General features: G+C 47.7%; 9 protein-coding genes and 1 pseudogene. All 10 read right to left on the reverse strand.

Translation table 11 applies throughout. The features are described 5' to 3' along the window. Window positions 1-634 precede the first annotated feature (634 nt). Complete coding sequence (locus tag HFD94_RS22595) at window positions 635-1099, reverse strand: hypothetical protein (protein ID WP_010246029.1); 465 nt, start codon at window positions 1097-1099, stop codon at window positions 635-637. 81 nt (window positions 1100-1180) lie between these two features. Beyond that, window positions 1181-1454, reverse strand: a pseudogene (locus HFD94_RS23200) (hypothetical protein); the annotation flags it as partial. Between the two features lie 240 nt (window positions 1455-1694). Continuing rightward, the gene (locus HFD94_RS22605) at window positions 1695-2045 is read right to left on the reverse strand and encodes an immunity protein Tsi6 family protein (RefSeq protein WP_243234817.1); all 351 of its coding nucleotides are present in this window, start codon (window positions 2043-2045) and stop codon (window positions 1695-1697) included. A 208-nt stretch (window positions 2046-2253) separates the two neighbouring features. Continuing rightward, window positions 2254-2550, reverse strand: coding sequence for a hypothetical protein (locus tag HFD94_RS22610; protein ID WP_033786097.1), 297 nt, complete (start codon window positions 2548-2550; stop codon window positions 2254-2256). 214 nt (window positions 2551-2764) lie between these two features. After that, the gene (locus HFD94_RS22615; RefSeq protein ID WP_010246040.1) at window positions 2765-3370 is read right to left on the reverse strand and encodes a hypothetical protein; all 606 of its coding nucleotides are present in this window, start codon (window positions 3368-3370) and stop codon (window positions 2765-2767) included. Then, window positions 3342-7259 carry an RHS repeat-associated core domain-containing protein gene (locus HFD94_RS22620; RefSeq protein WP_010246043.1) on the reverse strand — a complete coding sequence of 1306 codons (3918 nt, stop codon included), beginning with the start codon at window positions 7257-7259 and terminating at the stop codon, window positions 3342-3344. The genes HFD94_RS22615 and HFD94_RS22620 overlap by 29 nt, the downstream gene beginning before the upstream one ends. Window positions 7260-7587: 328 nt before the next feature. Continuing rightward, entirely contained in the window at window positions 7588-8316 is a 729-nt protein-coding gene (locus HFD94_RS22625) for an ankyrin repeat domain-containing protein (RefSeq protein ID WP_010246046.1), read from the reverse strand. Then, entirely contained in the window at window positions 8313-9575 is a 1263-nt protein-coding gene (locus HFD94_RS22630) for a PAAR-like domain-containing protein (protein ID WP_010246049.1), read from the reverse strand. Before HFD94_RS22630 ends, HFD94_RS22625 begins: the two co-directional genes overlap by 4 nt. Further along, complete coding sequence (locus HFD94_RS22635) at window positions 9568-10722, reverse strand: DUF2169 domain-containing protein (RefSeq protein WP_010246052.1); 1155 nt, start codon at window positions 10720-10722, stop codon at window positions 9568-9570. Before HFD94_RS22635 ends, HFD94_RS22630 begins: the two co-directional genes overlap by 8 nt. A gap of 2 nt (window positions 10723-10724) precedes the next feature. Beyond that, the coding region (locus tag HFD94_RS22640; protein ID WP_167433550.1) for a type VI secretion system Vgr family protein at window positions 10725-12226 on the reverse strand (1502 nt) is incomplete at its 5' end.

The raw sequence follows: 12226 nt of genomic DNA on the forward strand, positions 1-12226 counted from the left end.
GTGAGCACAAACGGACGGGACAGCGTCTCGGTGCCCTTAAGCGTATGGAACAGCAGGCCGTCCGCCGGCAGCTGTGCGGTAATGCGTGAGAACATAATCAGATTCCGTGCTTATATTAGAGAATGGGTACCAGTACATCATGGCGCTGTCATCCAGCGTATCGATGTGCACCAGCGGCTTCCAGCCACCCCCCGCGGTCGACAGGTAATGCGTGTCGCGCTGCTGCTTTCACCCACCTTTTACAACCCGCTATACAGACAGCGCACCGTCCCGTATTAGCTCCTGTGGCGGTGCGGGACTTTAAGCCCGTCATGGCAGGCTTTTTTAACAGCCAGTCAGACGCATTTATCTCACACTGGCAACCTTCATACGCGGCCCAAACTCCCGGACAGGATGAGTCATATGTGGTTAAGTAGTGTCCGATATGGGTTAAACAGATATCTGGAAAGGCAACCGGTATCAGTTCCGCTAGCTTGGGGTTTTTGATAACACAACTTAGTAATGCAGCATTTTTTTCTGGCCGGAGTATAGAGGCATGTCCAGAAGCGCTGTTCGATCGTTTCTCTAGAGAAACCCGGCTTAAGGGGCAAACCAAAGTCCGTATCAAAATTTACAGCCTGTTTCCCTTCTTAATTTAATTAGCCAGCCAGATACCATAATAAATCACTATAGATCCAAGAGAAAGAATGACCTTTGAAAAAACGAACAGCCCTGGCGCCAGTTTATTGATAGCTGGTGAAAACCTCCTGTAATTATCAGCATTATATTTCTTGTGAAAATCCATAATATTGCCAAATATATTGCACAACCCAACAAGTATAAACCTCATACCCCATATAAAAAATAATGACGCACCTAACGCCTCCATTAAATCCCCTGCGGCGTCCCTGGTAAAACCTGGCATTATCGCTGCCAGTCCTTTAAGCACGAACCCGATAGCGATAATGGCGATAAAAACACCGACAAAAGCTTTACCTAGACCAGCCAGCGTTTTTCTCCCATAGGAAATCTTACTGCTCCAGATAAAAAACTCCGTCACTAATAAAAACAATAAAAATGCTATGATTTCCAAGCTATTGTCATCTCTTTTAAAAATCATTTGCCAGCCAGAATCGTTTTAGAAGCGCTAATGATAGCGGTCACGTTTCAACGGTCACAGGTCAGGCTCGGCCGTCAGTTAATAGACCGCATATCGTGTGCCGCTCAGCTCCTGGCTGCGCCCCGCCAGCGGGTGATTTTGCCGTTAAGTTAGCGCGGACTAAGCGCGTTCATCAGGCCATGGGTCGGTAGCGTAAAAGTCACCTGCTTGCCCACCAAAGCATGATGGTCGATACGCGCGTCGGTGAACAGCAGTTCGACGGTGAGCACAAACGGACAACCAGCATTTCGGTGCCCGTAAGCGTATCGAACAGCAGGCCTGCTGCGGTGAAGTAATGCGCGGGAACATGGTTCATCCGTACAGCCAGTGAAGCGAGCCAGTTAAAGTTGAAGGGAAATGATTTTTACTAAAAGTATCTTATGATTAGAAGTAACAGGTGTCAGGATGAAATTATCTTTCTACACAGACTCCTGCCTAAAAAAAGCAAAATCTATGGACATAATTAATAGAGTAACTTTTTCATTTAATATGTGATCTGGATATCAACCAATAAAGACTGAGTAAAATAGGCCAACACCCATTTACTTATGAAATTTTAAATATCTTTTTTACGCCTTTCATATTCAGGATCGGTTTGATGAGGAAGAATAACCTTGAGCCCCGCACCTATTTGAGATGCAATATAATTTGCGTTTGAAAGATGTTTAGCAAGTTCTGGGTCAGTTGTATCAAACTCTTTGGAGGCCAAACTTCCCAGATTCATGCCATGCAGGACACTTTTATCTTTCTCTTCACCAGTTAGTATTTTTTTTACATAAATAAGCTGCTTCAGAGCAACCTGAAAAACTGTAAACTCCGGCTTTTCCATGGCTCTTTGATTAGTTATATCAATAGCATCATTAATGTAGTCAAGAGCGTTATATTCGTCTTTATTTATTATAACCAAAATGCATCATTCTCGTTTGAGAGCAAAGGCAGATCTAAATTAGAACTTATTGGACCCACCTTATTTATATATAGAGACCAACCAAAAACGCACTCTATAGTAACTTTAATAGAAAACACATGAGAATTAACTCTCTAAAGAGGTGATTAGTCGCAACGAAGTTAATAACAACCTCAAGATTTTACTTTTTTAAATATCAACAAAAAAATTAACCCTTAATACCAAAGTCAAGATAACCCTCTGCAGTAATAGCAAAACACCAACTCACTTCCTCATCAAAAAAATAATGATGCTGAGGGGTGTTATTTATTACATAAATTACAAAAGACAAGAATATTTTCGAATCAAGCGAAACTGCAAAATCAAGCGACGAATCATTAACATAATAAACTATCTCACCCTCATTTATAAATTCATATAACCCACTTTCCTTAATGAACCCTTCAACTTCTTTTTCAATTTGTGTAGATTTGAAATCAATCGGCTTTTCAATATGTAATCCCAAACACTTCCAATCTATTTTTTAGCCTTTCCAATTAAATGACTCAGAGAGCACATCAGCAATTTGCTCCCATTCATTAATTATTCTTGGCTTGGGATGAAACTTATCCATATTCAATGAGAACTCTTGATCTAAATTCATTCTTATCTCCACGGATTTGATAGTAAGTTAAACAATTCCTGTAATCTGTTCACTGATGATTCACGACATCCTTATTTTAAATCTTCTGCACCACATCATCTTCGTTAAGGAAAACTTCAAAATCCATATCTTTCGAACAATAACTAAGGAAAGACTTGCTTGTGTTCGTATCAGAATTGAGAGCAATACATCCGAACCCAACATCATCATGAGGATAAATAGCCACATTTTTTGATAAATTAATATAAAAACAGACCTGGCCAATTACTCCCGCGTGACACATTAACAATCGAGAAAGATCTTTGAAGTCATTAGCATCAAAACTCAACTTTAAAGAACTTGCAGGTAAACAGGAGTCCCCATATAGATAGCTTTCAAAATCATCATTCATAGGAAATACTAACCCTTTATCTTTTACATCCTCGTATAACTTCCCATATTTTTTTATAGTATCAACGTCATCCTCTCTTTCATCATTGAATGAAAGTGCAACCAGAATAATACCCTCATCACCACTAGCCCCGAAAAACCCCTCAAATAAATTGATTGCCTTATCAATTAAGTCATATGAAAAAGCACCTTTTTTTTCAAAATAACCAACCCAATTTTCTGACTGACTAAAACCAGAAAAATTGATATCACTTAGTGAAAAACTACTTGTCAACTTTGATAATTTTACCATCACTCATACCTATAGTTATTTTATGCCTTGGTTTTGGTGCTGACTTACCTATACCAACTTTCCATTCACCTTGCTTGTCACTATGCGAAGTATTACTTTTACTCCAAATTTCGTTAGTGTGGTTGTTCTTATAATCTCCTCCTTTAACTTTAATAAAGTCTTCCGGATGCGATGTTGGGGTTCTGACAATATCTCCTATTTCAGCGCTATTTACTTTTTTCTTAGGGTTATCCAGATGGCATTTGGAGAGCCCCAGCGGATCCACCCAACTCAACGGATTCGGCGCATACTGATAAAGGTTAACCCCACCAGCAAGCCCTATCGGATCCTGGCTCACAAACCTGCCCGCATCCGGATCATAATAGCGAAAGCGGTTATAGTGCAAACCTGTTTCCGCATCGAAGTACTGACCCTGATAGCGCAGCGGCTGATAGAACGGTTCTGCATTCTCCACTGCTGCCTGCTCTGTGCGCAGCGTATTGCCCCAGGCACGATAGACGGCACGCCAGACCACACTCCCATCAGCACCAGTCAACTCCCGTGGCAGGCCAGACACGTCGTTGTGATACCAGAAGATCTGAGCTTCATGCTCCGTTTCACCCTGCTGCAGACTTAGCTGCGCCAGCGGAGCAAAGCTGTCATCCTCATAAACCCAGATGTGCTGACGCGAGCCTCTCACCTCACTCAGCAGGCGATTGCCTTCCCAGATGAAGCGCGTGATACCAAAGGCATCGCGTTTCCAGCTTCGGCGGCCAAACGCATCATAGCCGTAGGTGGTTCGCTGCTCGGTCCCGTTGCGGGCGCTTACTGATTCGGTCAGCTGATGTTCAGCGTTCCAGATAAAGAGCTGATCTGTGTGGCGGCCACTCTGTTTTCGCGTCACATTACCAAAGGAGTCATAGGACCAGCGTTTATCTTCATAAACACTGAGTCGGTTATCCTGCAGGGGCTGCGTCTGAGCCTCACTCAGCAGATTATGCGCCGGGTCAAAGGCGAAATGCTCATCACGTGCCCGCGTCATCCGTCCCAGCGCGTCATATTCGTAACGATAATCGCCCGTGTATTTATCCGTCATCTGCGTCAGCTGGCCATCGCGCCGCCAGACGTACTCGCGTGCCACCGCTGACTGCGCTCCACGACCCGCCCGCTGGCTTATCAGCCGTCCCATTTCGTCGTGAAGATATTCACTGGTGATTGCACCCTGAGTGCGGCGCACTTCACGGTGCAGGACGTCACGTTCGCTTTCGCTGATGACACGGTTACCAAAGTTCACCTGCACCCGATGCCCGCTGCCGTAGTAGAACTGCTTCAGTTCACGACCATCGGGTAAAGTGGTGTGCGTCCGGTTACCCAGCTCATCATAGCTGTGGCGCAGTTCATAACGATGACCCCGAACCAGCGTCCGCTCTGCGAGCAGTTGTCCGGCATCATCCCATTCGAGTTCAGAGCGTCCGCCGTGATTGACACCGGCCTTGAGGCGCCCCAGCTCATCGTAACGATAGCGGGTACGTTGCCATGTAGCATCTCCGCCGCGCGACACCAGTTTTTCCAGCAATCGTCCGGCCGGATCCCGTTGATAGTGCGAGTGAATTACTGACACGCTGCCATCGCCTTCTTCAATACGAGCAAGCAGCCAGCCACTGTCATCATATTCATAACGCGTTTTACAACCATCAAAGCCACGCTCCTCCACCCGGTTATCCCGGGCGTCGTAGCGGAATTTATATCGCGCACCGTTCTCATTAATCAGTGCGGTCAGGCGACGGGCCAGATCGTATTCGTAGCCAATGCTATGGCCGAGTGCATCAGTGCGTGATAACGGCAAGCCATCAGCGGCAAGCCTCCAGCGCGTAACCTGCCCCTGAGGATCCTGCCAGGCAATCAGACGTTTCCAGCGGTCAAACTCAAAGCTTTCCGTTCCACCATCGGCTTGCACAATACACTGAGGCAGGCCATTCCATCGGTTATAGAACAGCGTCTGGTTGCCTGCGGCATCCGTCTGCTGCTTCAGCCAGCCATATTTGTCATAGTCAAATGTCGCTGTGCGCCCAGAGCAGTCGGTATGACTGATAAGGAAGTTGGACTGGTTCCAGCAAAACTTTTGTACGCCCGCCGCAGCATCACGCACCCTGACCAGATTGCCACGGTCGTCATGGTTGTATTCCGTGATGCGTCCGATCTCATCCGTAAAGCGGATTAAGTTTCCTGCTGTGTCGTAGATAAATTCCCGCGAGCCGCCCAGCATGTTGGTCACACGGACCGGTGTGTTCCAGCGTTCGTGATAATCAAAACGTGTAGTCTGACCGTCCGGCTCAATGACTGCCGTACAGTTGCCGCGTTCATCATAGCGGTAACGCGTTATCCGGCCACACTGATCAGTAAGTTGTGTCATCTGACCGCGGACATTACGTTTGATACGAATGGTTCCTTCCATCGCATCCCGATAGCCGATAAGTTCCTGGTTATCGTCGAAGTCGTAACGTGTCACGCGTCCCAGAGCGTCAACAACCGTTGTGGTCTGACCGCCATACTCAAAACGCCATTCCCCGCCGAGGCTGTCACGATGTGCCAGAACTTTTCCTCCAGGGGAATATTTATCGTAATGATAAAAACACTCCATTTCGCCCGCACGACGATGCGCCACCATAATATGGTTACGGTAACGAAATTCACGCAGCACCTCATTGAGCTCGTTACGCACGGCAATCAGGTCACCCTGAGTTGAATAATCGTAGCGACACAGGGTTTCAGCATTCAGAGGATCGGAGGGATAACAGACGCTGACGCTGGTGATGCGGAAAAAAGCGATGCCCGCGTCCGATTCAAAACGTGAGAAGTTGATATTGAATCGACGGCCAGCGCTATCTTCAATCTGCACCGGCAGATGCCGGATATCATAACGGAGCATCAGCCGGTTGCCATGACGATCGCTGATGGCAGACAACAACCAGCGGTCAGATTCAACTTTATGACTGAAGTGCCAGTGCTGGCTTTCATCCGCGGCCGAAATACAAAATTCCTCAGGCTGCGGCTGCGAGAGGTAGAGTTGCTCATAGCGATGAAGCTGAGGCTGGCGGCCCGCTTCCGGATAGGGGAACTCAATTTCGCGACCCTGTTCATCCATTAAGACCAGCAGACCCGCTTTCCTGCGTACTTCCTGTGAAATGGGCAGTGACCAGCCCTGTCCCAGCCAGCCATTGCCGATTTCATCGGAAAAATAGTAGCGTTGCCAGTTAAGGGGGACCGAGGCTGGAAAAGAGAAATCATTATCTTCAGGGCCGAACAGCAGTTTGATCCCCAGTACAGGGTTAACCGGACTACCAATCGCCATATCGACCTGCGGCAGAGGCCTTGCCGGAATTTTGCATGGCTCAGTCTTTTTCTGCGCATGTCCTTTGTCACTGCCTCCCTTTTCACTGCCCGCTTTCTTAGCACTGATAACTTCATCAGCTTCTTTTTTGGTGGCTTTAGCTTCAGCTTGAGCGGCGGTTGTTTCAGCCTTGACGGCTGCTTTTTCTGCCAGTTCAGCACCTTCTTTTGCAATACCTTTGCCCACTTTCGCGGCTTCTACTGCTTTGCCAGCCTTTGCTGCCAGCTTACCGGCTTTAAATGCCGCCCCACCACCGGGTACAAAGTTAGCTGCCGCCGAAGCAGCTGAAAGTGCTGCGTTACCATAATCGCCTTCTGCGGTGTAAATGGCCGCGTTCGCGCCGTCAGCCACCGTGCCGACAATCGGAACTGCGCCTAACACGTCCAGACCGGTATGGACCCAGTCGCCATAACTGCTCCACCAGCTTTTCTTTTTCGGCGGGTTGGCACTGCCCGCCGCCACATGGCCTTGTGGCGCAGGCGCATATTGTAATTTACCAATCGTATTTCCGGTTGCCATTGGAGCTCCGTGCGAACATTTACAGGATGAAAAATAAAGTTATTGATAAAACGAATTTACCCGGAAATAAGTGATCACATCAGGCGGCGCAATAATATGAAAAGTCAGCCCAGTCTGAACTTGATCATTGCGGGAGTGAGGTGAGAATAAAAGCGCAGTAACCAGGGTTTGTCACAAAGGCTAGCCGATGCAGACTCAAAGAACTTATTCCGAATAGTGACAGTGACGCTGTTTTTTAGTCTGACTATAGTGGTATGGGTTAGTTGCACTAAAATCGTCTGACGATTTTAGTGCAACTAACCCATACCACTCAGCCTGTCCCAAAACCCTATGGGTTTGCTTGTACCAGCGCTTTTATCTCTTTCAGCTTATCAATAGCTTTTACATTATCTTTATTTGTATTACTCATTACTTTATCCAGTAGCTGATTAAAAGTTACATTGTTAACATCAGTAATATTTGCATCAGCGCCATGATTTAGAAGGTATTCAACCTGATCATATTGCTCGCCATATATCCCTTCAAATATTGCCGTTTGTCCAAGACCATCTTTGGCATTGACGTCTGTACCAATCTCTACAAGATATTTTAGAGTCGGGAAGGCTTTTTCATTAGTTGCATAAAATATTATTGGCGTGCTTTTAAAGCTCGCATTTTTATCCATCCCTCCCTTAATCAATGCCTTGATAAAAATAGGGTCTGAATATCCCGCTGTATTAGTTGCCACAGATCCCATATCGGCAACGTATTGTAGAGGATCAGCACCATGCTTTACTAAAACACTCATTACATTGAGTCTGTTAACGTCCTTTTTTGAAGCTTCACTGAGGGCATAATACAAAAACGTCAATCCCTTCTCACCAGGTTTATTAAGATCAGTCTGAGCTGATAATTTCTCCACCTCATCAACATTACCATCTTCAATTGCCTGCGCGAGTTGTAACTGGCTTCCTGAGAAATATTCTTCCGGATGGATCTTTTTCATATCACCACAAGCCTGTAATGTTAAAAACGAAAATAAAAAAAGCAAAAAAATCATCTTTCTTAGAATGTTCAAATTTTTCCTCCTGTAATCGTTGCTATATCGTGGCTCTTTTCTAACTCCAGACAATGTATCACCTGCTCCATGCCGTGCAACGTGACAGGATTGCCCTCTCCGCCGGATAGATTGTGCCTGATACCTAAAGAGTCGGGCGCCTTTCCTGCAATATACGCCTTCAATGCAGTCAGCCCAGGGCCATACTTCATTCCAAATTCCAGCAACCTTCCAGGACTATTCTCCTGAACATCAGTCAGTATCTCTCCTTTCACTCTGAATGCATCGATATTCTTTGCATCCCCGGAACCCGGTGAACCGGAATATCGTGAGACGGTATTTTTGTTTAATCCTGCAGCATTAAATGTCCACCCTTTAACCTTTCCCGCTTCTGATGCAGAAGACGCTAACCCACCGCCCAGAGAGTGCCCGACAACGTCAACGTTATCCGTTGTAGATAAACGCGAGCCGATCTTAACCGCCTGACTATAATAGCCCGTTTCTTTGTCAACTCCCTGATTGAAATTTGCCTTCCAGTCTTCAATCTCACTCTGCCTTGTACCTCGAAAAACCACAGATGTTTTCATATCATCGCCAAATACAGCCGGATCCGGCGCATAAACTCTGGCTCTGAAACCAGGAGAGCCGTCAGCAATAAGATTTTCAGGTTTCAAATTTATCTTCTTTAAAGCCTCTGAATCATTACTTATATCAGTCCATCCTTCAGGCATACCGGGGGTTGGTTCAGATGGTTCCCCTCCGTCATAGATTACTGAGGCTAAACGGGCTTTTTCAACGGCAGTGTTATCCAGTTCGAGACGATTTGCTGCAGCCTGCACATCCTTGTCGCTACTGTTCTTTCCCAATTCGATAAGATGCTTACGGTATTTCCATCTTTCACTTTTGGACATGCCGAGCATGCCTGGCAAGAAACTGCCATTCATGAAAAACATATCCTGAACTCTGATAATTCTGAAACCGCCTATGTTGGTATCAGGACTGTGTTCAATCGGCCAACAATTCCCCTCTACCGTTCCGCTGGTAACACCCTTGTTCGTTCCTGCTGCATCTCCAATCGTTTTGGGCACAAAACTTTGATTGAATACAAAGGCTGGATGACCATTAAATTTGACAGAATTAATTGTGGATGCAGATGAGTCAAGCGTGGTCTGTATGGGATAGGGAACCGGAGATTGCGATCCCGGCGTAAAACAAAGATCAGGTGCCATGCCTACTACTTTGTATGCACCATCTTTACGGGCAGCGTAATTTTCAGCCATTCGTTTTCACCTGGTGTAATTTCGCCAACAGACTCGGTGGTAAAGGCACAAACTGGCGTGAAGCAGAGTGACTATTATGGCTTGCGGCAAGCTCAAGCTGTTGCTGGCGTTGTTCCGCTTTGATGAAACGCAGTTCGGTCATCACCGACTCCATAAGTTCCGAAATTACAGTACGATAGCTACAATGTACTTTTCGCTCATTTAGGTCGATAACCAACGTATCAAGGACCATATCTTTTGCCACTCCAGCCCCTTTCTCCGTGGTAATAAATACAAAAAGTGACTCCACGGGTACCTGCAAATGAATTTGCTGATTCTCAATCACACGGGATGAAATAAAATAACGCAGCGTTACAGGTACACTTTTGAGTGGTTCCGGTAAGGGAAATTGCATTAAGGGATGCGCGCCATTCCAGTAAGCAAAGTTAAAATCCTGCGGCAGCAAAGGATGACGCTCTTTTCGCCATTTTTCATCGTAACGTCCTGCCAGTTCAATCCTTCCTTGCCAGCCCCGGCCAAAAAAGCCAAAACCCGCAGGTGATGACTTTTGATCAATTTTTTGTACTGGCTGTGTTGGCCACTCGATCTGTGGGGCTGTCAGGCGCTGGGCGTTCAGGTTTTTCAGTACTTCGGGAGGATACCATCCCATCCCAACACTGTTTACCGGAGAGGCAATAATTTTTTCACCTTCTAAGGAGTAGAATCCCCCCGCGGCGTATTCGTAGCGAAGATCCAGCGATGTTATCGGTTGAGATTCACTTAGCTGCCAGGTCGCAATCATCTTTCGCCATTCACGCGGTCCATTAATTTTAATGAGACGGGTAAAATCCCCCAACTGAACGCCAGCGGTAAAACTTTTCACCGGCTTATCTTCAGGTGCCCAGGCCGTCGCATTAATGACCACATCCAGGCGTGGTTTATAGGGAGCTAAATCGCTTTCAAATCGGACACTACTCCGGCCCTGCTCAGCAAAATAACTATCCTGCTCAACCAGTTCCCCCTGATCCTCACAGAGAACCAGTTCACCACTTTTTATATCCAGATCATAGCTAAGACGGGCAACGACTGTTGAAAAGCCATGGTCGTGTTGATCTAAGGAATCAAAGAGTAATGCAGGAAAGGCAGTTAAATTGGCAAAGTTTTCCATAATCAGTTGATGTCTATCTGTGTTCCGTCGATATCAATCACCTTCTCACCGACCAGCTTGATCTTGTTCGCGCTGATGGTGATGGTGCCATTCTGCTCAAGCACAATCATCGATTCGCCACATACCATGGTGATTTTGTCTTCGGCACTGAACTCCGCAGTAGTCCCGGCAGTCAATGCCATATCCCGCCCGGTATTGAGCGAATATTTCATGCCGACATGGTGTGCCTGCATTCCGCCGACATTAGTCATCCAGCCGCCACCAACGTTTAGCATGTATGCCGCGCCAATATTGGTGTTCTGCGCCAGACCGACATTGAGCATTGAAGCCAGTGCAATGGTTTCAGCTTTCGCCCTATCCACTTTCAGTGTCTGGTTGCCATTAATCGTTACCGACTGATTCTGACCAATCCGCACTTTCTCATTCTGATCGACTATTTCAGTGCGGTTACTGTGTACAGTGATTGTTTCATTACCATCCACCGTTTCAGTACGATTCTGATGAACGGTAATGGTTTCATTTTGATCAACCGTTTCTGTGCGATTTTTCTTCACCTCGGTGGTTTCATTGCCGCCGATGGTTTTAGTCCGGTTGCTGCCGACGCTGTGGGTTTCATTGTTCTCAACCTCAGTGTCCATGTTCTTCTCGGCATGCAGCCAGACCTGTTCCTCACCCGACTTATCCTCAAACCTCAGCGCGTTCGCGGTGTCCGCCGTGCCATCCTTCGACCGGCTTAAAAAGCCCATCTGCGTCGCCGCTGCCGGCAGCGCCCACGGCGGCATGCTCGCCTCGTTATAAACCCGGCCGATGATCAGCGGACGGTCCGGATCGCCGTTGATGAAGTCCACCACCACTTCGTCGTTCACTCGCGGGATCTGCACCCCGCCAAATCCCTGGCCCGCCCAGGCGCTGGAGACGCGCACCCAGCAGGAGCTGGTGTCGTCGCCCTTCGCCAGCCGGTCCCAGTGAAACTTCACCTTTACCCGGCCGTAGCGGTCGGTCCAGATCGACTCGCCTTTGGGTCCCACCACCTTCGCCGTCTGCGGGCCGTGCGTTTTCGGCCACGCTGTTTCGGGCGGCGTGCGGTAGGTCACTGACGACGGCAGCACCGTGAAGTGGATGTTGTGACGGCTGTCGCCGGTGTCGCCGCTGGCGTAGGAATTTTCAGCGAAGTCATAGGTCGCCGAGGTCACCAGATACTCGCCGTTGTCGCTGAAGTGCGGCGCGTTGATGATCGAGAAGGTAAAGCCCGGCGCGATGCCGGTGGCCGTGCCCGACCCGCTGACGCTGTGGTGCTCGGCCTGCCACACCTCCTGACGGATGCGCGCGTAGGACTCGCCGTGGCTGTGGTCGACAAAATGGCCCGGCCAGTCATAAACGTCCACCGAGCCCGGCACCGGCGACGCCGGGTTCTGGCGGGCCTGCAGCATCCAGGCGTTCGGCTTGCGGAAGTCGTAGTCGTCGGTGCTGTAGATGCCCGGCGTCACGCTCTCCGCCAGCGACC

Source organism: Pantoea sp. EKM20T, assembly GCF_011800485.1.
Classification (GTDB): Bacteria; Pseudomonadota; Gammaproteobacteria; order Enterobacterales; family Enterobacteriaceae; genus Pantoea; species Pantoea agglomerans.

Bases quoted from the DNA above. Each gene is read 5' to 3' on its own strand.
- HFD94_RS22595 (WP_010246029.1), bottom strand. From the start codon at position 1,099: ATGATTTTTAAAAGAGATGACAATAGCTTGGAAATCATAGCATTTTTA.
- HFD94_RS22615 (WP_010246040.1), bottom strand. From the start codon at position 3,370: ATGGTAAAATTATCAAAGTTGACAAGTAGTTTTTCACTAAGTGATATC.
- HFD94_RS22620 (WP_010246043.1), bottom strand. From the start codon at position 7,259: ATGGCAACCGGAAATACGATTGGTAAATTACAATATGCGCCTGCGCCA.
- HFD94_RS22630 (WP_010246049.1), bottom strand. From the start codon at position 9,575: ATGGCTGAAAATTACGCTGCCCGTAAAGATGGTGCATACAAAGTAGTA.
- HFD94_RS22635 (WP_010246052.1), bottom strand. From the start codon at position 10,722: ATGGAAAACTTTGCCAATTTAACTGCCTTTCCTGCATTACTCTTTGAT.